This window comes from Pseudomonas sp. lyk4-TYG-107 (assembly GCF_030209055.1).
GTDB classification, from domain to species: domain Bacteria; phylum Pseudomonadota; class Gammaproteobacteria; order Pseudomonadales; family Pseudomonadaceae; genus Aquipseudomonas; species Aquipseudomonas putida_A.
In genome coordinates this window covers 71,111-94,301 of the sequence record NZ_JARVST010000020.1, presented here as the reverse complement: position 1 = coordinate 94,301, position 23,191 = coordinate 71,111, and the positions used below count along the sequence as shown (strand labels likewise).

The following is a 23,191-nucleotide window of genomic DNA, read 5'->3' as shown; positions in this document are numbered from 1 at the left end:
GATACTCAAAGCGGCACTCGGCGCGGCGGTGGTGCTGATCCTCGCCGCGCTGTCGAAGACCAAAAACTATTACATCGCCGGACTGGTGCCGCTGTTTCCGACCTTCGCCCTGATCGCCCACTACATCGTCGGCAAAGGTCGTTCGATCGACGATCTGAAGGCGACGATTGTGTTCGGCATGTGGTCGATCATTCCGTACTTCATCTATCTGGCGACGCTGTACGTGATGGTTGACCGCATGCGCCTGGAGGCTTCACTGGCGGTGGCGGTGGTCGCGTGGCTGATCGCGGCGACCGTGCTGGTCACGGTCTGGGTGCGCCTGCACAGCTGATCACAGCCTTGGCTTCACTCAGGATCTGCCGGCTCGCCCCGGATACACCTGCCTACTCTTTGAGTGACAGTGATGGCCCCTTCGCGAGCAAGCCCGCTCCCACATTTGAAATGCGCTCCCCTTGTGGGAGCGGGCTTGCTCGCGAAGAGGCCCGAATCAACACCGCCAAAACCTCAGCTACAGCAGGTTGCCGCTTGCCACCGGCTCGATCTGCGCCCAGTGCGAGGTGTCTTCACGGTGCTCTTGCAAATACGGCAAAACCGCCGCCAGCAAGGGCGCCTTGAACGCCTCCTGAAAGCGATGAGCCAGCCCCGGAATCAGCTTCAACTGACTGCCACGAATGTGCGCCGCCAGATGCACGCCGTGCATCACCGGCAACAGCGGATCGGCCGTGCCGTGCACCACCAGGGTCGGCACCCGCAGTTGATTGAGCAAGGCCACCCGGCTCGGCTCGGCAAGTATCGCCATGATCTGCCGTTTCACACCTTCAGGGTTGAACGCCCGGTCGTAGGCTACCGCCGCCTGATGCAGCAACGCTTGCCGGTCATCGGTGACCGCCGGGCTACCGAGCGCCGCCAGCAGATCGGCCTGCTGCTCCAGCGCCACCTCGCGATTCGGCGCACCACGCCGCGCCAGCAATTGCACGAGCGCCGCACTGGGCGCCGGCAAACCTTCGGCGCCGGAACTGGTCATGATCAGCGTCAGACTCTCTACCCGCTGCGGTGCCATCGCCGCCAGATGCTGGGCGATCATTCCGCCCATGCTCGCGCCCAGTACGTGAAACTGGTCGATGTGCAACGCGTCCATCAAGCCCAGCGCATCGTCGGCCATGTCCGTCAGCGAATAGGGCGCCGACACCGGCAAGCCGAGTTTGTAGCGCAGCACTTCAAAGGTCAGGTTGGCCTCGACCGGGGCCTGCCGCCAGGTCGACAGGCCGACATCGCGGTTGTCGTAGCGGATCACCCGAAAGCCCTGCTGACACAGCGCAACCACCACTTCGTCCGGCCAATGGATCAACTGACCACCCAGGCCCATGACCAGCAACAGCGCCGGATCCGAGGCACGGCCGATGCTCTGGTACGCCAGGCTCACCTGTGCCAGATCGACCCGTTCAGTCGGTACATTGACGTCGCAACGCGAAGCCGCCATCGACGGCAGGCCGAATAACAGCGCGGCCAACAGAAAAAATAAACGCATGAAGAAACACCGAAACGCAGAACCCCAGTAGAGCGCGAGTCTGATGAAGTTTGTTCAAGCGCGCTGCCACAGTTGCGTGACAGTTTGATGAAGATTGCCGAGCGGTCATCCTGCACAGCGTTCCGACGTCCGACACGATCTTCCACGCCAGCGCGATGAAGGCAACGAATCAGGCCGGAGCCGTCTGTACATCCTCTGAAACAAAACCACTATCCAGCGATAACCATGTACCGCATGGGGCTGTGAGAGCGCGCCTCTAATAGGCATGAAGGCCGGGATTACCCGGTCTGCATGCCCTCTGGAGCCTTGTCGCATGTCCCACGCACTGCCCTCTGCAACGGCCGACTTCGGCCTTGATCAACGATTACAGCCATACGTCGATCAAACGCTTTACCTGTTGGCGACGGCTCGTTTGAACGACTGTCACCAGCAATGGCTGGATCTCCTGGCCCACCATCCCCAACAACCCGAAAGCGCTTGGTGGGATGTCCGCGCGCCCGGCACTGCGCTGTCGCGGCGCGAGCATGCCTTGAGCCTCTATCACCGGCATTTCGAGGCCGCGCTTCATTGGGCGGGGGCCGAAGGCAGGCTCGACGCCACACAACGACAGAGGCTGTCGCAGTTCCTCCCCCCTTCGAACAAGGTCGCGGCGGACCTGCGGGTCGCGCAGCCGGTACTCAACCGCGTCGATAACAGCCGCCTGCGTGTGTACGGCACGTTGCTGATCAAGCTGGAGGAAACGCTGCTGCTTTATCTGCCCACGCACTCGCAACCGTTGATCCGTTTCGAACAGCAGACCGCGCTGGAACGCTGGCTGATTGACCAGCAGCCGGATCCGTTACGCATCACCTCGCTGGACTTCATCGAGTTCGGTAGCGATCCACTCACACGCGCAATTGAACCACTGCTGTCCACATCGGCAAGCAGCGGTGCCAGTTGGGCCGCGCTCGACAAATTTTTCCCGGTCGCGCCCACCCTGCCGGAGAGTGCCGGGCAAACCGTCGATGAAGTTGCGCCCTTCGGTTTGCTGGTTGCCGATATTCCCCTGGACGCGCGCCGGCAGACGCTGGCGCTTGAACAACGTGCGCTCGACCGCTTGTTTGGCGACGCCGAGCTGAACAGCCCGCAACGTCAGCAACTGGCGCAACGATTCGACGCTTTGAGCGAGGCGCAGCAAGCCAGTCATGACGCGGCATCCGCCCTGCTCGACAGCCACCATCCGCTGACGATGCTCGAACTGCGCCAGGCCAGCAACCAGCACTACCACGCCCTGCTTCAGGCCCGTATCGCAGGGCTGCGCGCCGAGGTCGAACTGCAAAGGGCGCTGGATCATCTGACCGTCGAGGAACATCGGCGAATCATCGCGATGCTGGACGCACCGGGGCGCCATCTGCCGACAGCGGACGGGGTTATCGCCCGCCTATCGATGGCGGCGGCAGATCAGAACATGACCGCCGTCGAGGAGCTGCATGGCGTACTGATCATAGCGACGACCGCCGCACTGGAGCCTGACTCGAGCGACAGCCTGCTGCTTTACTGGCCGGGCGAGTTCGGCGGGCTGCAACGTTTTACTTCACGTACAGCGCTGGCACAGGATCTGTTCAAACATTCGCCGAACGACGGCGGGCTGACCCTGCACCTGACGCCGCTCACGGGGGACCCTCTGGCCTGGTCCCTTGATCGACAGCTCTATCAATGCGAACAGCAGGCCGCGCAGATCCTGCGTGACAACCCGCTGCCCGGCCGCGCCGACGAGCGCCGGGCCGAGATGGAAAAGCTGCGCGAACAATATCTGCCACGCCTGACCGTAGCGGTCGCGCAGGCCCGTGAACGGGCATTTACCGAACGTCAGGCGCAAGACCGCAGCGCAGCGCTGGCCGGCAACCTGCCTGCATGGTTTGAAAAGCTGGACGACGCGCCACGTGCACAGATCAAAACGCTGATCAGCCAGTACCTCGGCGCCATGCAACGCGCTCATGCGTTGCTCGAACGGGAATTACCGCCGCGTCAGGCCTTCGCCGAACAACGCATCGACGCCCGCTTGCGCGCAGACTTCGCGCTCAAACAAAGCGTGAGCGTGAGCCTCGACCTGCCCGACTCGACCTTCTGGCAAAAAACCGTGATGGAAGGCGCCGCGCCTGGCACACCGCAACGCAATATCCTGACCGCGAGCGACAAGCGCGGCGACCTCACCCTTGAACAACTGGCACAGGAAAACATCGATCAGGAGGTGCAGTGGCGCCTGTCATTCATGCGGGCCAGGATCCGCGCCGAGAACCCCACTGATCGACAGCGCCTCGAAGCCGGGATCACCCCGGCCTATTTGCGCAATCTGGTAACAGAGCTGGATCTGCCCGGACGTTACGAAGAACTGATTCGCCAGGCATTTTTCGGCGCGCCGGGAGAATCGGCGTTTCAGCAGGCTTGGCGCCGTGAATGCCTGAGCGAACCGTGGCGGCTGATGCTCAGGTTGCAAGGTGAGTTCGCGCTGCTGCAACGGCACATCGACAATGCAGGCCATGCCGTGCTGAAAGTCGCCATCGAGGCGACTACACCTCCGGCGTATGCCGTTAATGGACAACGCATCGCGCTGCTGCCGGTGCACCTGACCGTCGGTGGAGAGGACACCGCGCATCAGGGACCGAGCACGCTCGCGGGTGTCACGTTCATTGTCGAGCAAACCAGTGGCCTGACCCTGCTGTACCTGCCCGACAGCCCCGACGCAATCTTCCTGCGTCAATACGAAACGCTGGAACAGGCGCGGGTGGATCTGTTCAGGCGTTGTGTGGACAGCAAAATGGTCAGCTACCTGGCCGGACGCGCCGTGAGCGGCGATTTTGCCAGCCATGTCAGCCGGATCAACCAGGCCCAACTGCGCAATTTCGATGCGCTGATCGGCGTCGGGATGGCCTGGCCGGCGACCACATCGTTGGCCATTCATTTATTGAACGTACACATGGGCCGGTTGCTGGAGGCCCATCGCAGCAGTTCACGTTCCAACGATGCGTTGTATCTCGAACGCTGTGCACTGAAGTCCGGGGCGTTGTTCAACTATCTGAAAATGGCTATCGGCATGTTGCCGTTCGTGGGCGCGGCCGTGGCCCTGTATGACGCCTGGAACAGTGCCAATCTGGCGGTCGCGGCGTTCTTGCGCGGCGAGCTCGGACATGGTCTGGCGGAGGTGGAAGCGGTGCTGCTGTCGCTGATCGACGCGGCAATGGATGTGCTTCCCGGAACAGTTTCGGCACCCGCAGCCGCTCGTCTGGCCAGCCGCCAGCGGCAACGCGCGGCACTGGGCAGATCCGCCGCGATGTCGACGTCCTGGCAATGGACCAGGCAGACGCTCGAGCGTTTCAAGGGTTACGAGTACGAATACGAAATTTCCCTCGCCGGCCTGCACCCGGCCACCCACGGGGTCTATCGCAACGTCTACCGCCACGCCGATGGCGACTTCATTGTTCGTCAGGGCCGCATCTATCAGGTTCAGCTCAGCGATGCGCCGCGTGGCTGGAGGCTTTATGGCTCACGGATGCGCAGCTACAAACAACCGATCGCCCTCGACGAAAATGGCCAGTGGAACACCCATTACGCGGTGTACGGCACCGTTATGGACGGTGGCGGTGCAGGCGGTGGCGCCGTGCTCGGACATCTGGCCGACGGCATGGACCCGCTTTGGCCCGCGCCAATTCGCCAGTGGTTACCGCGCTGGTGGACCGATCGGCAACTGCGCAGGCAATTGACCCTGACCAACACCGCCGACGCCTATACCCGGCGCCTTGATAACCAGACACGCGCTTCCAACCAGTTGCTGGAGAACTACCAGAAACTCGACGTTGTCCAGCGCAAACCACTACAGGCAGCGCTCGACACAGCGTGCCTGAATGACATCGACCTCGCGATTGCCCAATACGACAACCTTACCGAACTGTTGCCCCTGAGCCATGGCCGCAAGCGTCTGCAGATCGAAGACATCCGCAGCCGCTGTGCCTGGATCGTGGTCGACCGCGCTGTGCAGCGCGTTACCTTGGCCCGCAATCGCTTGCTGGAGCACCTGAACCGGATCGATGCACTGGTTGCCGAATCCGATGCCACCCCCTTCGACAATACAGCGGCCCATATAAACCTCATGGCCCGGCGCAAGCAGGTACGCAAGGATTTCCTCAAGGAGTTCGATCAACTGCACGTAATCACCGAGCAGGCCAACCTGTGGAACAACCGCATAAGCAATCGTGCACAGAAAGTCCTGATGGCGAAAGACATGACCGCGCTCAACCGCAACCTTGGCGATAACACGCACCACTACCTGAGAACTGCACATCTGCTGGAAATCATTACCCACTACGATGCGGTCAGCGACCTGTCCTGGATGTATTTTCATACTCAGCTCAGAGACGCCCGGGTCAAGGTCGGGCGCGCGCTGCTGACCCAGCATCACCTGCCAGAAGTCAGCGCCAGCCTGGTCGAGCGCAAACAGGTGATCGAAGATTGCCTGCAGATCTATGCCGGTTTCCGTCGCCAGCTCAACGCCTGGACGCTGGGTTATGCGCAGCATCTGGATCTGGAACAGGTCGGGCCATTCCTCGATGGCTTGACCAAGGTCGAAGCACACGCGCGGCACTCGATCAAACAGCGTCCGCCAATCAAGCCGAAAGAGCCCGGCGGCAGGCAACTGTTCGAAACCGAGGACAATCAGTTGCTGATCGGTACCGAAAGCATTGATCCCGGCACCCGGGAAAAACGCTTTACCGTCGAAGGCATCGACGGTTTCCGCGAAACCTGGCTGCCGCGCGCCACTGGCAAGTACCACTTGCAAGCCCGACCTGCGCCAGCCGCTGCACCACTGCCGGCCGATGTTCAGCCGTTACTGGCCGAGGCGCGAAAACGTCTCGCGGCGGTTCCGGCCTACAGCAACCGGGTTCAGGCCTACGCCTCCCAGGACATGCTGCCAGTGGATCTGGAACACATGCTCTTCAGCGAAGCGACCGAGCTGAGTACCCGCGCGCAGACCATCGAGCGATTGTCACCGACCGAACCGGTGGTGCGACAACTGCACGACACGGCCGCTGAACTTCGGCGTATCGGCCGCACGCTGCGCATCGATCAGTCACTGCGCAGCAAGATGCCTACCGAAGGCTATCTGGATTATTTGCTGCAACAGCAGGTGGTGGAGATTCGCAAGGAAGGATCGCTGCGGGCACTGGGCAAACGCGCTGACGGGCGCAAGGATTTCCTTCAGGAATACCAGGTGCGCGACCTCACCAGCACGCCGCCGCGCACGCTGTGGTATGCGCACTTTCACTACACCTCGGACAAGGTGCCGTTCGCCGACTTCGTCAAAGCCCATCTGAAATTGCCGGAGCAACGCAATCTCGGCCTGCAATGGCAGCAGGCCCAGGCCGCCGGCGGTGCGCAGGTCGAGGCGATCTGGCGTGGCGATATCGGCAAACCGCTGGGCATTCGGCATTTCGCAGATCTCTAAGGAAAAAAACAGCGGGGCACTGGCTGTGCCCCGCTGCTTGAGCGGTCGACAGCATCGTCAACATGAGACAAACTCACTGTTTTCGTCCTGATCACAAATTTTCCTCATGGGGCCAGCAGTGCTTGAAATCCGTCATCTGAAAACCCTGCACGCCCTGCGCGAGGCTGACAGCCTGGTCGATGCCGCCGACCGCCTGCACCTGACCCAATCGGCGCTGTCGCACCAGTTCAAGGAACTGGAGGAGCGCCTGGGCATGCCGTTGTTCGTGCGCAAGACCAAACCGGTGCGTTTCACCAGCGCCGGCTTGCGCCTGCTGCAACTGGCTGACGCGACCCTGCCGCTGCTGCGCGCTGCCGAACGCGACATCAGTCGTCTGGCCGGGGGTACCGCCGGGCGTTTGCACATGGCGATCGAATGCCACAGCTGTTTCCAGTGGCTGATGCCGACCATCGACCAGTTCCGCGACGCCTGGCCGGAAGTCGAACTCGACCTCGCCTCGGGCTTCGCCTTCGCCCCGTTGCCGGCACTGGCCCGCGGCGATCTGGACCTGGTGGTGACCTCCGATCCGCTGGACATCGCCGGCATCACTTACGTGCCGCTGTTCACCTACGAAGCGATGCTCGCGGTGGCCAACCAGCACCCGCTGGCGAGCAAACCGTACATCGTCCCCGAAGACCTGCTGACTGAAACCCTGATCACCTACCCGGTAGAACGCGATCGGCTGGACATCTTCACCCGCTTCCTCGAACCGGCCGACATCGAACCGGCGCAAGTGCGCACCTCGGAGCTGTCGGTGATGATGATGCAACTGGTCGCCAGCGGCCGTGGCGTCTGCGGCATGCCGCACTGGGCGCTGCACGAATACAGCTCGCGCGGTTACGTGAAGGCCAAGCGTCTGGGCGAGAAGGGTCTGTTTGCCACGCTGTACGCGGCGATCCGCGCCGACATGCTCGATGCGCCGTACATGCGCGATTTCCTGCTGACCGCCAAGGACACATCATTCTCGACGCTGGATGGGGTCAGCGCGGTTCGCTGACACCAAGGTGCCTCATGACTGACGGTAAACCGAGAACATTTGCGAGACAAAAAGATTCATTGTGGTGAGGGGATTTATCCCCGATGGGCTGCGCAGCAGCCCTGAGACCTGTGCACTCGGTGTTTCAGATAGCCCGCGTTTGTAGGATTTGGGGCTGCTTCGCCGCCCATCGGGGATAAATCCCCTCGCCACAAAAACCTCTCACTTAGGGGGACGATCAGAGTTGTCGCCACATGTGAATCTTGTCGAAGTAGTCTTCGCCGACCCGCACCGCCAGCGGCTCCAGTCCGAACTGGATGAAGCCGCAGCGCTGGTACAGCTTGAACGCGGCGTCGTTGCCAGCGGTGACGGTCAGTTGGATCAGTTTCAGTGCCGGATGGGTGTGCGCTTCGGCGATGGCAGCCTGCACCAATTCATGGCCCAGACCGTGCTGGCGAAAATCGGCTGATACGTACATGCCGAACAGGGTCGACTTATGGCGGGCCTTTTCTCGCGGCTCGAATGCCAGGCCGACGATGCCGGCCAGTGTGCCTTCCTCGAACGCACCGAGCACTACGTCGAGCTTGCTGGTCAGCCGCGCTTCCCACCAGCTCAACGGCATCACCGCGCGCTCGCGCACGCTGGAGGTGAAGGCCTTCGGATGGCGGTCGTAGGCTTCGAGCATCAGCTCGCGGTAAGCCAGGGCATGACTGGCGTCGAGGCGTTCGATCCACATGTTCAGGCCGTCCTGCGTTGTTCAAGCATCAGACGCACCGCCAGACCGGCGAGTACAAATCCCATGAAGTAACGCTGCAGCGCCAGCCATGTCGGATTGCGCACGAACCACGACGCAATGCCCGCCGCGAACAGCGCGATCAGCAGATTGACGCTGAAACTGACGCTGATCTGGGTCAGGCCAAGAATGATGCTCTGGGTGAACACAGAACCGTGTTCGGGGCTGATGAATTGCGGAAACACCGAGAGGTAAAACACGGCGATTTTCGGGTTCAGTGCGCTGGTAAGAAAGCCCATGGTGATCAGTTTGCGCGACGAATCCGCCGGCAGTTGCTGCGCTTCGAACGGCGAGCGCGCACCGGGTCTGACCGCTTGCCAGGCCAGCCACAGCAGATACAGCGCACCGGCCCACTTCAGCACTTCATAAGCCAGCGGCACCGCCAGAAACACCGCGGTCAAGCCGGCGGCAGCGGCAAACATGTGCACGAAAAATCCGGCGACCACACCGAGCAACGAGGTGACCCCGGCCTTGCGCCCCTGACAGATCGAACGCGAGATCAGGTAGATCATGTTCGGCCCCGGCGTCAGTACCATCAACAGCGCGGCGGCGGCGAAGATCAGCAGGTCTTGAAGCGGGATCATGGCAATGTCCTTTGCGTGAATGATCAGGCGAGCGCCGTCAGTGAGCTGCGATAAAACGGCAGGATCAGGTCGCGTGTCAATGGCGCCAGAACCACAGCAGGATCAGTGGCGGGATCGATCCAGAGCACTTCCTCGATTTCGGCCGCGGGCGTCACATCGGCGTCGATGGTCAGCTGAAAAATCTCCGCTTGCACGACGAATCCCGGCTCATTGGCGGCCGGTGCCGAGAACTGGCCAAGGAAGCAGGCCTGCGCCGGGTCGATCTGCAGGCCCAGCTCTTCTTCCAGCTCGCGGGCCAGTGCGTGCACCGGCAACTCATGGGCTTCGATCTTGCCGCCCGGTTGCATGAACGCCGTGGTGCCGCGCTTGCGCACCAGCAGAGTCTGGCCTTCGGCGTTGAGCAACAGCGCCGCGGCGATACGGATGAGGTTTGGAGCGACAACGGATGCAGAGGTCATGGGTCAGCCACCGGCCTGGAAAAACCGCAAGGATCCCATGCCCGGGCTGATTCAGTCACCTCACAGGTCACTCCCCCTGAGCCTTGAGCGCGGTTTCATCCTCCTCGGGCAGCTTGACGAATATCTTGTATTTGCCGCCCTCCATGGCTTCGAAGGCAATCAGCTTTTCCACCAGCAGCGCGCTGAGCACCTTGCCGGCGTTGAGCAGCAGCATGCCGTTATCGGCATTGAGATTACGCGCCAGAATCATCCCTGCCGCCAGGTCCCGGGTGGTCAGCACCTTGACCGACGGGTCGGCGAGGGTGACGTCGCCCAGAAATGCCGCGCACACCTGAATGAAATCTTCGACCAGCTCGGGATCATACAAACGCCCGGCGTACTGCCGCAGGTAGAGCAGGGCTTCGTCGCTGTTCAAATGCCGTTCGAGGATCAGGCCGCGTTGCAACTCGACGAAATCCACTGCCAGTTTCAGCAACCGCGACCCCAACGGAATCGCCTCGCCCTTGAGCCGGTCAGGAAAACCGCTGCCGTCCCAGCGCTCCTGGTGATGCAGGATCAGACGGGCCGCGTCCTTCATCGGGTCAAGCGTCATCAACAGCGATTCGCTCTGCTTCGGATAGCTGCGATAACGCTCGCGATCGGTATGGCGCAGCAAGTCCGAAGGCGTGGTCATCATGCCGTCGGTCCAGCTCAGTTTGCCAATGTTGTACAGCGCGGCGGCCATGGTCAGATCACGGCTGGTGGCCTCGTCCAGACCGTGCTGTTTGCAGTAGCTGCGCACCAGTTCGATGATCTGCCGATTGGTCTGCTTGGCAGGCGGCAGACGCAAATTGGCCAGCAGCGAGAACACTTCGGTGCCGGTGACATAGCTGTGTTTGAGTTCTTCGTAGGCCAGGTCAAGCATGTCGGCGGTCTGCTGCAGTTCGGCAGTGCGCGCCGCGACGTGCTTTTCCAGGGTGCTGTTGAGCAGCTTGAGCTGGTCGTTCTGCACCTGGGTCAAGCGCTCCAGACGTAGGCGCTCCTGCTCGGAATGCTGATGTTCGAGGGCTTGGCGCAGGATCAGCAGCAACTCCTCGTCATTCCACGGTTTGCTGATGTAGCGGTGAATCTGCCCGTCGTTGATCGCCTTGATGATTGCCGACGGGTCGGCATAACCGGTGAGCATGATGCGCACGGTCGCCGGATAGCGTTGACGGACATGCGCCAGTAACGAGGCGCCATCCATGTTCGGCATGCGCGCATCGCTCATCACCAGGTCCACTGGCTGTTGCTCCAGCATCTCCAGCGCCTGGGCACCGCTGGTCGCCAACAGGACGTCATAGGGTTGTCCCCGCAGCAGACGACGCAGGCTGTTGAGGATCGATTCCTCGTCATCGACCAGCAACACCTTGGGTCGATGTACCGGCAAAGGGGCGGATTGCTCTTCCATGGCTTGGCCTCAAGAAACAGGGTTAACGACACATCGACCGACCGCCTCACTGGCCCGCGCCTGAGTCCAAGGCTAGATGATTTTTGACTGCATTCACGCAAATCTTCGCTCACAGGCCACGGCGTCGCGCCGGGACGACTATGCTGAACACGGCGCAATACTCCATCGGTCGAACCGACAAGTTGCGAGGGAAAAGGATGCCCCGGATGACACCCGCCAGCGGCCTCATAGGCGGCGCGGCATGAACCAGCCAGCAGCGCAGATCAATCGTCGGGTGCTTATCGTCGACGACAGCCCGTCGATTCATGGCGATTTCGCCAAGATTCTCTGCCCGCTCGTCCCCGCTGACGACGGCCTGGGCGAAACCGAGAATCTGTTGTTTGGCACCCCGTCCGCGACACCGTCCCAGCATTTCGAGCTGGACTCGGCCTTTCAGGGCCGCGAAGCGCTGGAAAAACTCGAAGCCGCGCTGGCTGAAAATCGCCCGTATGCCATGGCGTTCATCGACATGCGCATGCCGCCAGGCTGGGATGGCCTGGAGACCATCGAACGGCTGTGGCAAGTCGACCCCAAGCTGCAAGTCGCGCTGTGCACGGCGTATTCCGACTATTCCTGGGAAGACATCGACCAACGTCTGGCACTGAATGACCGCTTGCTGATTCTGAAAAAGCCGTTCGACGCGATCGAGATCCGGCAGATGGCCAGCGCGCTCACGGTCAAATGGCAGATGACCGAAGACGCCGAGCTGAAAATGAACCAGTTGGAACAGGCGGTTCAGGAGCGCACCCGCGAACTGTCCGACGCCAACATGATTGTGCAGAACAGCCCGACCATCCTGTACCGGCTGCGCGGCGATCCGTCGTTTGCCCTGATGTACATCTCCCACAACATCACCCGCTACGGCCATGTCGCCGCTGACCTGCTGCGCTCGCCCAACTGGGCGCAGGAACTGATTCACCCGGACGATCAGGCCAGCGTCGATGCCGCCATGGCCCGGGTGCTGGACCGGCATGCGTCAGGCGCTTCGATCGAGTTCCGGATGCGCACCGGCCAGGGCACCTGGCGCTGGGTGGAAAACCGCTATATCCCGGTGCGCGATGATGACGGCCGTCTGCTGGAAGTCGAAGGCATCATCCTCGACATCACCGAGCGCCGCGTGGCCGAGGAAAAACTGGCGTTGCTGGCCCGCTCCGACGGCCTGACAGGCCTGGCCAATCGCGCCACGCTGATCGAACGCCTGCATCAGGCCTTCGCCGCCGCGCGTCGGGGCGCTGCGCCGTTTGCGGTGTTTTACCTGGATCTTGACCACTTCAAGCGGATCAACGACACCTTGGGCCACCCGGTGGGCGATCTGCTGCTGCAGGAAGTCGCCCGCCGCATCAAATCAGGCGTGCGCGAAAGCGACGTGGTGGCGCGTCTGGGCGGCGATGAGTTCGCGATCCTGCAACTGGACGTCAGCGATCCGACCCAATCAGCCGCCATGGCAGCCAATATCCGCGACACGCTGCTGGCGCCCTACAACCTGGCCGGCAATGCGCTGCACATTTCGGTGAGCATCGGCATCAGCAGTTACAGCGGGCTCAGCCTCGACGCCGACAGCCTGCTCGGGCAGGCCGACATGGCGCTGTACCGCGCCAAGGAAATGGGGCGCAACCAGTATCACTTCCACTCCGAGGACATCTCGCGGGAAGTGGCCGAACGCATGACCCTGGTCGACGAATTGACCAGCGCCCTTCAGGGCAATCAACTGTTGCTGCATTACGCACCGGAGATTGACCTGCACAGCGGCAGGATTCTGGGCATGGAGGCACAAATCCTCTGGCAACATCCGCGCCTCGGTCTGCTGCCGGCCTCCGCTTTCGTACCGATAGCGGAGAAAACCGGCGCGATCATTCCGCTCGGACGCTGGGTACTGAATCACGCCTGCCACCAGATGCACCTGTGGCGAAATGACGGGGTCGCCCCGCCAGTGATGGCGATCAAGATTTCCCTGGCACAGCTCAAAAGTGGCCCCGAACTGATCTACGACGTTCTGCGCACCACCGCACGCTGGGAACTCGCCCCCTGGGACCTGCGATTCGATGTCACCGAAGCCACGCTGGCCCAGACCAAGTGGACCCACAACGATGCATTGCCGCGCCTGCGTGAGCTGGGCGTGGCGATTGCCATCGATGATTTCGGCACCGAATACTCCTCGTTCGATTACCTGAAAACCTACCGGGTCAATCACCTCAAACTGGCCCAGAGCTTTATCGCCAGCGCGTCCCAGGATGTGGCCGGAGCCAACGCCCTGCGAGCGATCGTCAATTTCGCCCGGGATCTGGACATCGGCATCATCGCCGAAGGCCAGACACCCCTGAATCGACCCGATGTACCCCGTGCCGAAGCACCGCTGCCCAGCGCACAGGGGTTGTATTTCAGCGAAGCGGTCAGCGCCGAACAGGCGGGCCGGTTGCTCCGGGACGTGCCCCGCGCGGCGCCCTCCCCCAAGGAGGATGAGGCATGAAAACGGCCTTCCCCCAGACCAACCGGCGCATCCTGATCATCGATGACACGCCAGCGATTCATGAAGACTTTCGCAAGATTCTGGCCCCGCAGGCGCAGGACGACGTCGACTTGCATCAGTTGGAACAGACGCTGTTCGGTACCCGCCAATCGCCGCACCTGACCTTCCAGCTCGACTCCGCCTATCAGGGCCAGGAAGCCCTGGCCCTGGTCAAACACGCGCTGGCCAGCGGCAACCCGTATGCCCTCGCCTTCATCGACATGCGCATGCCACCGGGCTGGGATGGCCTGGAAACCATCGAACAGCTATGGCGTGTCGATCCAAATCTGCAGGTTGCCCTGTGCACCGCGTACAGCGACTACAGCTGGGAGGCGATGGCCGAACGGCTGGAATTCGGCGACCAGTTGCTGATCCTGAAAAAGCCGTTCGACAGTCTGGAAATCCGTCAGATGGCCAACGCCCTGACCTGGAAATGGCAACTGGCGCAGGACGCGGCGCTGAAGATGCTCAGCCTTGAGCAGACCATCGAGGCGCGGGTTCACGAATTGCTCAAGGTCTCGCATCTGTTGCAATACGACAGCCTCACGGAGCTGCCCAACAGCACCCTGCTGGGTGATCGCCTGAGCCAGGCCATGGCTGTCTGCCGGCGCCATGACAAGCAACTGGTGGTGATGTTTCTCGGTCTGGATCGCTTCAAGCGCATCAACAATGCGTTGGGCCATCCGGCGGGCGATGAAATGCTCAAACGCACCGCCCGCCAACTGCTGTCATGCGTGCGTGATTCCGACTCGGTGTTTCGCTATGGCTCGGACGAGTTCGTGGTGATCCTCGGCGACATCAACCATCCACAGCAAACCCACGGCGTCGCGGAAAAACTGCTGGCCGCCATTCGTCTGCCGCAGACGATAGCCGGGCATGACGTCAGCGTCACCGCCAGCGTCGGCATCAGCGTGTACCCCGATGACGGCCTCGAAGCCATCGAGCTGATCAAAAAAGCCGAGACGGCGATGCGCAACGTCAAGGAGCACGGCCCTGACAGCGTTGGCTTCTTCATCGAAGCCATGAACCAGCACGCCCGCGAGCAGCACAACATCGAGTCGGGCATTCGCCGCGCTCTGCACGAGCACGAGTTTGTCCTGCACTATCAGCCGAAAATCGACCTGCGCAGCGGCACCGTGGTCGGCGCCGAAGCGCTGATACGCTGGCAGAAACCGGGACACGGCTGGATCTACCCGGCGGAGTTCATTCCGGTGGCAGAGGACAGTGGACTGATCGTGCCCTTGAGCAAATGGGTACTGGGCGAAGCCTGTCGCCAGACCCGCGCCTGGCAAACAGCCGGTCTGCCGCCGATCCGCATGTCGGTGAACATGTCACCCATCGATTTTCGCCAGCGTGACTTCGTTGCGGGCGTCGAACGCGTGCTTGAGCAGACAGGCCTGGCCCCTGACTGGCTGGAGATCGAGATCACCGAAGGTGTGCTGATGCAGAACGTCGAAACAACGATGGTTGCGCTCAATCGCTTGAAGGCGTTGGGCACCCGCCTGGCCATCGATGACTTCGGCACCGGCTATTCCAGCCTGAGTTACCTGCGCCGGTTTCCGATTGATGTGCTGAAGATCGACCAGTCGTTCATTCGCGGTCTGTGCAACGACAGCAACGATGCGGCACTGGTCAGCGCCATCATCAGCCTGGGCAGGAGTCTGGGGCTCAACGTCATCGCCGAAGGCATCGAAACCGCCGAGCAACTGGCGTTCCTCAAGGCCCACGACTGCGAAGAAGGTCAGGGCTACTTTTTCAGCAAGGCATTACCGGCTGACGACTTTGCGCACTGGCTGGCCAGCGCAGCCCCGCCACCGTGGACGGCGCGATGAACGCCTCGATACCGGCCTTGAGTCAAGGAGACGATTGGCGATGAACCTGTTCCGTCCCGCCATGACGCTGCTGCTGTGCGGACTCTGCGCCGGGGCCAGTGCCGACCCGCTGGACGAGCCGCTCAAACCGTTGCCCGCCGTGCCACAGCAGGACGCCCGGCGCGTGGAACTGGGACGCCGGTTATTCCACGAGCCACGCTTGTCGATCAACAACACACTGTCCTGTGCCAGTTGCCACCAACTGGACAAGAACGGTGCCGACAGCCGGGCGCTCTCGCTGGGGTTCGACGGCAAACCGGTGGCGGTCAACACACCGACCGTGTTCAACGCCAGCCTCAATTTCCGCCAGTTCTGGGACGGCCGCGTCGAGACGCTGGAAGAACAGAGCAATGTCGTCATCACCAGCCCCCATGAAATGGGCAGCGACTGGAGCACGGTCGTCGAGCGGATCGCCAACGACGCCGATTACCGCCGCGATTTCGCCGCCACCTACCCGGACGGCGTGACCAAGACCAACATCCAGCAGGCGCTGGCCAGTTTCGAACGTACCTTGCTGACCCCCAACTCACGCTTCGATCAGTACCTGCTGGGCAATACCGACATCCTCACGCTGGACGAAAAATACGGTTATCAGCGCTTCAAGGAGTACGGCTGTATCGCCTGCCATCAGGGGGTGAACATCGGCGGCAACATGTTCCAGAAATTCGGCGTGTTCGGTGATTACATTGCCGATCGCGGCAACCCGACCGTGGCCGATCAGGGTCGTTTCAACGTGACCGGCGACGAAGTCGACCGGGCGGTGTTCAAGGTGCCGAGCCTGCGCAATGTCGCGATCACCGCACCGTATTTCCACGACGGCTCGGCGCCCACCCTCGAACGGGCCGTGGATGTGATGTTCCAGTATCAGTTGGGGCGCATGCCCAGCGAAGAGGACAAACGGCTGATCATGCTGTTTCTCACAACCCTGACCGGCCAACGGGAAGACAAACCATGATCAACATCTCGCGGCGACGCAGCCTGCTGTTGCTGACCCTGGTCGCCCTGGCACTGGCCTCGATCCTGCTGTTTCTGTACTTCAAGTCCAGCTCCGACCAGACCATGACGTACACCGAGTCGCGGGATCTGATCCGGCAGATCAAACAGCAGAACTCACTGTGGGAAAACGAGATCCTCAAGGCCAGGGTGGCACTGACCCACAACTACGATCCGCTGGTGTCACCGATGAACGAGATGAACCGGCTGTGGGCGCGCTTCGACGCAATCGAATCCGGTCATGGTCGCAGCGACTCGGCGCAATGGAACGAAGCTCACGAGGGTTTTCTGCAGGCGATGCAGGAGAAAACCCGTCTGGTCGAACAGTTCAAATCGCACAACGCGCTGCTGCGCAATTCCCTGGCGTTTTTGCCCACCGCCGAAGACGACATCCAAGAGCAGCTCGCCAACCTGGCGGACCTGGATAAATTACAGCTGCAGAACATCACCACCGACACCTATGACCTGCTGCTCAGCGCCTTGGAATTCGCCCAGGTCACCTCCGACGACAGGGCCGCCGACATCGAGGTCGGACTGAACAAACTGAAGGTCAACGCCCAACGCCTTCCGCCGGCGTTTGAAGCCCCGATCAAGATCATGAGCAATCACATCAGCCTGATCGCTCGCGAGCAGCCACTGGTCAATCAGTTGCTCGAAAGCATCGAAAACATTCCCGTGGCCGAGCGCCTGGACACCCTCACCACCATGCTCGATCGCGATCAACAGCGCGTCGATCAGGTCGACCGCCAATACCACTTCTATCTGCTGCTGTTCTCGGTGCTGCTGATGTTGTCGCTGGTGTGGCTGGCCATCCGCCTGATCGGCAGTTTCGCCGAGATCAATCGGGTCAATACGGCCCTGCAAACCGCCAACGATGCACTGGAGCAACGCGTCGAGGAGCGCACCCGGGAACTCAAGAACGCCCAGAGCGAGCTGCTCGACGCTGCACGTCAGGCCGGCATGGCGGAAATCGCCACCAACGTGCTGCACAACGTCGGCAACGTGCTCAACAGCGTGAACATTTCCAGCGATCTGATCGCGCGCAAGCTGCGCAGCAGCAAGACCCAGGGCCTGGGCAAGGCGATGCAGCTGATCAACGAGCACCCGCACGACCTCGGCGCCTTTCTCAGCGAAGACGCCAAGGGCAAATTGCTCCCCGGTTATCTCAACCAGTTGGTCGGAGCCATCGCCCAGGAACAGCAGGAAATGATCGACGAATTGAACCAGATGAACAAAAGCGTCGATCACATCAAGGACATCGTCGCCACCCAGCAATCCTACGCCGGCGCCAACAGCATGACCGAGCCGCTGTTTATCAACGAGCTGCTCGAAGATGCGTTGCGCATGAACGCCGGGGCCCTGACCCGGCATCACGTCACGGTGGTCAAGGAGTACGCCGAGGTGCCGCAGGTGATGGGCGACAAACACCGTTTGCTGCTGATCCTGATCAACCTCATCAGCAATGCCAAATACGCCATGTCTGACCTCAGCAACCGCCCCCGCACCATGACCCTGGCGGTAAGAATCGTCGATGACAACTTCCTCGAAATCAGCGTCAGGGACGACGGCGAAGGCATCGCGCCGGAAAACATGACGCGGATCTTTGCCCACGGTTTCACCACCCGCAAGGAAGGTCACGGCTTCGGTCTGCACAGCTGCGCGCTGGCGGCCATCGAGATGAACGGGCACCTCACCGCGCACAGCGACGGACCGGGCAAAGGCGCGCTGTTCACCTTGCAGATCCCCCTGATCAGCGTCACGGAGAACGCATGAGCGAGCTGTCGAACCGCCGCATTCTGCTGATCGACGACATGCCGTCGATTCATGAAGACTTCCGCAAGATCCTCGCGCCACCGGCAGCACAGTCAGTGGAACTGGACGAGATGGAAGCAGCACTGTTTGGCGCTCAGATTCGCGCCGAACGTCCGCCGTTCGAGCTGGACTCGGCCTACGGCGGCGAGGAAGGTCTGGGCAAACTGATGCAGGCCTTGCAGGAACAACGCCCTTACGCGCTGGCCTTCGTCGACATGCGCATGCCCGATGGCTGGGACGGCGCGAAGACCATCGAACACCTGTGGCAGCAGGATCCGCAGTTGCAGGTGGTGGTGTGTACCGCCTACTCGGATTATTCCTGGGATGAACTGCTCGAACGTCTGCAGGCGCATGACCGGTTACTGATCCTGAAAAAGCCGTTCGACAACATCGAAGTGCAGCAGATGGCCAACACCCTGCTGACCAAATGGCAGATGACCGAACGCGCCTCGTTGCAGATGCATCATCTGGAACATCTGGTCGATCAGCGTACCGCGCAGTTCAAGCAGGCCAGCGAAGAACTGCAGCGCGAAATAGATGAACGCAAGCAACTGGAAAGTCAGTTGGTGCAGTCGGAAAAGCTTGCTTCACTGGGGCAAATGGCAGCCGGCGTGGCCCATGAAATCAATAACCCGATCGGCTTCATCTCCTCCAACCTCGGCACCCTCGACGGCTACTTCAACCAATTGTTGAGCGTACTCGATGCCTGGCAGACGCTGGGCCCCACGCCGGACAGCGAATCCGTAGCCCGGCTTGAGCAACTGCGCAAAGACGCCGATCTGGATTTTCTGCTCGAAGACATCCCGGTGTTGATCCGCGAATCCAAGGAAGGCATTGGCCGGGTCGGACAGATCGTCAAGGATCTGAAGGATTTCTCCCGGGTCGATACCCATCAGCAATGGCAGTGGGCCAATCTGCAACAAGGCATCGACTCGACGCTGAACATCGTCGCCAGCGAACTCAAGTACAAGGCCGATGTGATCAAGGAATATCAACCGTTGCCGGACATCGAGTGCCTGCCCTCGCAAATCAATCAGGTGATCATGAACCTGGTGGTCAACGCGGCGCAGGCCATGGGCCCCGAGCGCGGCACCATTACTTTGCGTACCGGGCAGCAGCAGGACACGGCCTGGGTGGAAGTCGCGGATACCGGCGCGGGGATCGCGCCGGACATCCTGCAGAAAATCTTCGATCCGTTTTTCACCACCAAACCGGTCGGTCAGGGCACCGGGCTGGGCCTGTCCCTGTCCTACGGCATCGTGAAAAAACACGGCGGCGACATTTCAGTCCGCAGCGAACCGGGCGTGGGCACAACCTTTCGCGTCGAGTTACCGATGCGCCAAAGCCGACCCGCAGCCTGAGGTGTCTCAGGTCGCTTCCTGAAAATCCATCTCCGGCGGCTGACGACGAAAGCCGCCCGTGAGCACCGCCAGATACACCACGCCAATCGCCAGCCAGCTCAGGCCCAGATACACCGCCAGGTGATCCAGGCTGACCATCAGCCACAAGTCCGCCACCAACCCGATGAACGGGAAGAGCAGAAACAGCACCAGCTCACGCGGGCCCTTTTTCTCGCCGCCGATCCAGTAATGAAAGATCACCGACAGGTTGACCAGACTGAACGCCAGGAACGCGCCGAAGTTGATGAACGAAGTGGACGTGGTCACGTCGAGTTTCAGCGCCAGCAACGCCACCACTGCACACAGCAGGATGCTGTTGACCGGTGTGCCGAAGCGCGCATGCAAGGTGCCGAAAAACGACTTGGGCAACACGCCGTCGCGGCCCATCGCAAACAGCAGGCGCGAACCGCTGGCCTGGGCCGACAATCCCGAGGCGAACTGGCCGACGATCAGGCCGATGAGGAAGATCGAGACGAACAGATCGCCGCCGATGTTGCGCGCAATTTCATAGGCCGCCGAGTCGACGCTGTCGAACTGGAATGACGGGTGGGCGATCTGCACAAAGTACGACACCCCGACGAAGATCAGCCCGCCAATCAGCGTGATCAACATGATCGCCCGTGGAATGGTGCGGCGTGGGTCGCGGGTCTCTTCGGTCAGCGTGCTGACCGCGTCGAAACCGAGGAACGAATAACAGGCGATGGCCGCGCCACTCATGATCAGCGGCATCTGCATGTCGCCATTGAAGAACGGTTTGATCGACCACAACGGCGTGCGCGCATCGCCGCCGACGTAGTGCACGCACAACGCGACGAAAGCGATCAGCACCAGAAATTGCACCAGCATCAGCAAGGCGTTGATGCCGTTGGCCAGTTTCAGACCGATGATGTTGATCGCGCTGGTGATGCCGATGAACGCCAGTACCCAGATCCACTGCGGGATCGACGGGAAGGCCGAAGCGAGGTACGCCGCGCCGATCAGCCAGATCGCCATCGGCAAAAACAGGTAATCGAGCAGCACCGCCCAACCGGCGATGAAGCCGAGCTTGGGGCTGATCGCCTTGCGCACGTAGCTGTAAGCGGAACCGGCGACCGGGAACGCGGCGGCCATGCGCCCGTAGCTCATGGCGGTGAAGAACATCGCCACCAGTGCCGCCAGATACGCGGCCGGGACCATGCCGGCGGTGGATTGCGCGAGGATGCCGAAAGTGCCGAGGACAATGATCGGCGTCATGTAGGCGATGCCGAACAGCACCACCGACCCTAATGAAAGGGTGCGTTGCAAACGAGCCATGGGCGACTTACTCCGAATGTTATTGGATTTATGGCAGAGCCGAGTTCGGCGAATATTTCGGGTGTGGCTTTGTTGTTTTTTGGATCAAGCAGGTGTGTTGTCTGGACTGGCCTCTTCGCGAGCAAGCCCGCTCCCACAGTGACCGCATTCCCCTGTGGGAGCGGGCTTGCTCGCGAAGGCGTCAGCCCGACCGACACAGCATCCCGATCAGTGCGCAGGAATCAGCAACTCGCGCAGTCCGCCAGCGTGCTCCACCATCTCCCCCGGCAGTTTCAAACGCTGATCATCCAGGTAGCGGTAATCCTTGCGCGCAATCACCAACCGGTCGAAATCCAGCTCGACGCTGAACTGCCCCTCTTCCCGCCCCGCTTCGAACAGCAATTCCCCCAGCGGATCCACCAGCGCACTGCCGCCGGCAAACATCAAACCGTCATCCCCGGCCTCGACGCGGTTGACCATCAGCGCAAACGCCTGGTTTTCCTGGGCGCGGGCCATGATCGCGGTACGGTGAGTCGGGGCGTACGGGTCCATGTTGCCGTTGGTCACGATCAGCAATTCGGCACCCAGTTGCGCCAGTGCGCGGGCGGATTCGGGAAACTCGATGTCGTAGCAGATCAGCAGGCCGACGCGCACGCCGTTCCACTCGCAAGTGGCATAGCGGTCGCCCGCCTCGAACACGCCGCGATCCGACGCCCAGAGGTGGGTTTTGCGATATTTCAGCGCGATGCCTTCCGGGGTGATCAGCAGCGTGGTGTTGTAGAAGCGCCCGTTGTCGCTTTCGGCCATGCCGATCACCACGGCGATATTGCGCTCGCGGGCGGCGGCCAGCACGGCGCGGACGGTCGGGCCATCCAGCGGCTCGGCGATCTGCGCCACGGTGTCGGCGCTCGGGAAGCCCATCAGGTGGGTTTCCGGGAACACGATCAATTGCGTGTCGGCGGCGCATGCGGCAATCGCCGCGAGGGCACGTTCGAGGTTGTACGCCGTGTCTTTGTCACGGCCCGCCAGTTGGGCGAGTTCGACTTTCATCGCGAGTCCTTATGGTCATGGCCGGGCGCTGAAAGATTGCCCGGTGGCTGTCTGTGGGCCAGTATGCGCAGCAAGCAACCGGCCAGGGAATCACGCGGCCGGGGTAACCCGATAGGGGTAGATCCATGACCGTTTCGTTTGATGACATCACCTGGCACCGCGCCGTCGGGCAACTGATCGACGCGCTCGACAAGCCGAATTTCTGGGCGCAACTGGTGCGCCTGCTCGACCAGTACGTGGCGTTCGATAGTTGGGTGGTGCTGCTGTTCAGTGCCGATCAGCACCCGCAGGTGTTCGCCGAATGCCCCGGCGAGGACGGCAGTCCCGACCCGCTGTTTCAGGATTATCTGCGCGGGTTGTACCTGCTCGACCCGTTCTACATCGCCTGCCGCGAGCAGTCGCGCACCGGGCTGTACCGCCTGTCCGAGGTGGCACCGGAGCATTTCGAGCTGACCGAGTATTACCAGCGATACTTTCGTCTGAATGTGGTCGCCGACGAAATCCAGTTCAATTGCCAACTCGAAGGCGAGCGCACGCTGTGTCTGTCGCTGGGCAGTGAAAAACGTTTCACTGGCGAACAGATCGCTTTGCTGTCTTTGATCCAGCCGTGGGTGCTGGGCCTGTTGCGTCAGCGCCTGCCGTACGAGATCAACCAGACCGTGGCCCTCGCTGCCGCGCCAGCTGCGGCCGACTGGCGAGTGCAACTGGAAGCCTCGGTGCAACAACTCAAGGGTGCGCAACTGACCGCCCGGGAGCTGGATGTCGGGCGTTTGATGCTCAGCGGTTGCTCCAGTAAAGAAATCGCCCGTAAGCTGGAAATCTCCGTAGAAACCGTGAAAGTCCATAAGAAACACATGTACAGCAAGCTGGGGATCAAATCCCAGTCGGAGCTGTTTTCGATTTTTCTCCAGGCGCAGAACGCCTGATAACGCGTGGAAATGCTTTCCTGTGTCGACAGATTC

Annotated in this window: 16 protein-coding genes; 9 read left to right on the top strand and 7 right to left on the bottom strand. The window is 61.4% G+C overall.

All coding sequences use genetic code 11. From position 1 onward, the window contains the following. Window position 1: 1 nt before the first annotated feature. Window positions 2-331, top strand: coding sequence for a GlpM family protein (locus QRN61_RS18290; protein WP_178083237.1), 330 nt, complete (start codon window positions 2-4; stop codon window positions 329-331). A 177-nt stretch (window positions 332-508) separates the two neighbouring features. Here the strand turns inward: QRN61_RS18290 and QRN61_RS18285 are convergent, their stop codons facing one another. Further along, window positions 509-1,528: an alpha/beta fold hydrolase gene (locus QRN61_RS18285; protein WP_027612081.1), complete on the bottom strand. Its 1,020-nt coding sequence runs from the start codon at window positions 1,526-1,528 to the stop codon at window positions 509-511. A 313-nt stretch (window positions 1,529-1,841) separates the two neighbouring features. Here QRN61_RS18285 and QRN61_RS18280 point away from each other — a divergent pair, with 313 nt between their 5' ends. Then, window positions 1,842-7,007 carry a dermonecrotic toxin domain-containing protein gene (locus QRN61_RS18280; RefSeq protein ID WP_285374431.1) on the top strand — a complete coding sequence of 1,722 codons (5,166 nt, stop codon included), beginning with the start codon at window positions 1,842-1,844 and terminating at the stop codon, window positions 7,005-7,007. A gap of 118 nt (window positions 7,008-7,125) precedes the next feature. Next, window positions 7,126-8,043 (top strand): transcriptional regulator MetR, encoded by a 918-nt coding sequence (gene metR, locus QRN61_RS18275; protein WP_007968856.1) that lies wholly within the window; start codon window positions 7,126-7,128, stop codon window positions 8,041-8,043. 217 nt (window positions 8,044-8,260) lie between these two features. Here the strand turns inward: metR and QRN61_RS18270 are convergent, their stop codons facing one another. The 4 genes from QRN61_RS18270 to nosR form a co-directional block, all read right to left on the bottom strand. Next, on the bottom strand, window positions 8,261-8,758 hold the full coding sequence (locus QRN61_RS18270; protein WP_285374429.1) for a GNAT family N-acetyltransferase: 498 nt from the start codon (window positions 8,756-8,758) through the stop codon (window positions 8,261-8,263). Window positions 8,759-8,760: 2 nt separating this feature from the next. After that, window positions 8,761-9,399: a LysE family translocator gene (locus QRN61_RS18265; protein ID WP_096795594.1), complete on the bottom strand. Its 639-nt coding sequence runs from the start codon at window positions 9,397-9,399 to the stop codon at window positions 8,761-8,763. A gap of 23 nt (window positions 9,400-9,422) precedes the next feature. Beyond that, entirely contained in the window at window positions 9,423-9,857 is a 435-nt protein-coding gene (locus tag QRN61_RS18260; protein ID WP_285374426.1) for an NUDIX hydrolase, read from the bottom strand. A 67-nt stretch (window positions 9,858-9,924) separates the two neighbouring features. Continuing rightward, window positions 9,925-11,286: a response regulator c-di-GMP phosphodiesterase, NosR family gene (nosR, locus tag QRN61_RS18255; RefSeq protein WP_096795592.1), complete on the bottom strand. Its 1,362-nt coding sequence runs from the start codon at window positions 11,284-11,286 to the stop codon at window positions 9,925-9,927. 241 nt (window positions 11,287-11,527) lie between these two features. Between nosR and QRN61_RS18250 the strand changes: the two genes are divergently transcribed. The 5 genes from QRN61_RS18250 to QRN61_RS18230 are packed head-to-tail and all read left to right on the top strand — an operon-like array spanning window position 11,528 to window position 19,868. After that, the gene (locus QRN61_RS18250; protein ID WP_285374424.1) at window positions 11,528-13,792 is read left to right on the top strand and encodes a GGDEF/EAL domain-containing response regulator; all 2,265 of its coding nucleotides are present in this window, start codon (window positions 11,528-11,530) and stop codon (window positions 13,790-13,792) included. Continuing rightward, complete coding sequence (locus QRN61_RS18245; RefSeq protein WP_285374422.1) at window positions 13,789-15,663, top strand: putative bifunctional diguanylate cyclase/phosphodiesterase; 1,875 nt, start codon at window positions 13,789-13,791, stop codon at window positions 15,661-15,663. Before QRN61_RS18250 ends, QRN61_RS18245 begins: the two co-directional genes overlap by 4 nt. Window positions 15,664-15,703: 40 nt before the next feature. Then, window positions 15,704-16,657 carry a cytochrome-c peroxidase gene (locus QRN61_RS18240; RefSeq protein ID WP_183783972.1) on the top strand — a complete coding sequence of 318 codons (954 nt, stop codon included), beginning with the start codon at window positions 15,704-15,706 and terminating at the stop codon, window positions 16,655-16,657. Then, window positions 16,654-18,468: a DAHL domain-containing sensor histidine kinase gene (locus QRN61_RS18235; protein WP_096795588.1), complete on the top strand. Its 1,815-nt coding sequence runs from the start codon at window positions 16,654-16,656 to the stop codon at window positions 18,466-18,468. Before QRN61_RS18240 ends, QRN61_RS18235 begins: the two co-directional genes overlap by 4 nt. Further along, window positions 18,465-19,868, top strand: coding sequence for an ATP-binding protein (locus QRN61_RS18230; RefSeq protein ID WP_097086081.1), 1,404 nt, complete (start codon window positions 18,465-18,467; stop codon window positions 19,866-19,868). The genes QRN61_RS18235 and QRN61_RS18230 overlap by 4 nt, the downstream gene beginning before the upstream one ends. Before the next feature lie 6 nt (window positions 19,869-19,874). On the opposite strand, the gene QRN61_RS18225 is transcribed toward QRN61_RS18230, so the two are convergent. After that, window positions 19,875-21,200, bottom strand: coding sequence for an APC family permease (locus QRN61_RS18225; protein WP_097086084.1), 1,326 nt, complete (start codon window positions 21,198-21,200; stop codon window positions 19,875-19,877). 207 nt (window positions 21,201-21,407) lie between these two features. Then, window positions 21,408-22,229, bottom strand: a complete 822-nt coding sequence (locus QRN61_RS18220) for a carbon-nitrogen hydrolase family protein (RefSeq protein WP_285374416.1) — start codon at window positions 22,227-22,229, stop codon at window positions 21,408-21,410. A 125-nt stretch (window positions 22,230-22,354) separates the two neighbouring features. Here QRN61_RS18220 and QRN61_RS18215 point away from each other — a divergent pair, with 125 nt between their 5' ends. After that, window positions 22,355-23,155, top strand: a complete 801-nt coding sequence (locus QRN61_RS18215) for a helix-turn-helix transcriptional regulator (RefSeq protein WP_098965425.1) — start codon at window positions 22,355-22,357, stop codon at window positions 23,153-23,155. Window positions 23,156-23,191 lie beyond the last annotated feature (36 nt).

What these genes read in the sequence shown, in the direction of transcription:
- QRN61_RS18285 (WP_027612081.1), bottom strand. Translation starts at nt 1,528, where the DNA reads ATGCGTTTATTTTTTCTGTTGGCCGCGCTGTTATTCGGCCTGCCGTCG.
- QRN61_RS18280 (WP_285374431.1), top strand. Translation starts at nt 1,842, where the DNA reads ATGTCCCACGCACTGCCCTCTGCAACGGCCGACTTCGGCCTTGATCAA.
- QRN61_RS18270 (WP_285374429.1), bottom strand. Translation starts at nt 8,758, where the DNA reads ATGTGGATCGAACGCCTCGACGCCAGTCATGCCCTGGCTTACCGCGAG.
- QRN61_RS18265 (WP_096795594.1), bottom strand. Translation starts at nt 9,399, where the DNA reads ATGATCCCGCTTCAAGACCTGCTGATCTTCGCCGCCGCCGCGCTGTTG.
- QRN61_RS18260 (WP_285374426.1), bottom strand. Translation starts at nt 9,857, where the DNA reads ATGACCTCTGCATCCGTTGTCGCTCCAAACCTCATCCGTATCGCCGCG.
- nosR (WP_096795592.1), bottom strand. Translation starts at nt 11,286, where the DNA reads ATGGAAGAGCAATCCGCCCCTTTGCCGGTACATCGACCCAAGGTGTTG.
- QRN61_RS18250 (WP_285374424.1), top strand. Translation starts at nt 11,528, where the DNA reads ATGAACCAGCCAGCAGCGCAGATCAATCGTCGGGTGCTTATCGTCGAC.
- QRN61_RS18245 (WP_285374422.1), top strand. Translation starts at nt 13,789, where the DNA reads ATGAAAACGGCCTTCCCCCAGACCAACCGGCGCATCCTGATCATCGAT.
- QRN61_RS18240 (WP_183783972.1), top strand. Translation starts at nt 15,704, where the DNA reads ATGAACCTGTTCCGTCCCGCCATGACGCTGCTGCTGTGCGGACTCTGC.
- QRN61_RS18235 (WP_096795588.1), top strand. Translation starts at nt 16,654, where the DNA reads ATGATCAACATCTCGCGGCGACGCAGCCTGCTGTTGCTGACCCTGGTC.
- QRN61_RS18230 (WP_097086081.1), top strand. Translation starts at nt 18,465, where the DNA reads ATGAGCGAGCTGTCGAACCGCCGCATTCTGCTGATCGACGACATGCCG.
- QRN61_RS18225 (WP_097086084.1), bottom strand. Translation starts at nt 21,200, where the DNA reads ATGGCTCGTTTGCAACGCACCCTTTCATTAGGGTCGGTGGTGCTGTTC.
- QRN61_RS18220 (WP_285374416.1), bottom strand. Translation starts at nt 22,229, where the DNA reads ATGAAAGTCGAACTCGCCCAACTGGCGGGCCGTGACAAAGACACGGCG.
- QRN61_RS18215 (WP_098965425.1), top strand. Translation starts at nt 22,355, where the DNA reads ATGACCGTTTCGTTTGATGACATCACCTGGCACCGCGCCGTCGGGCAA.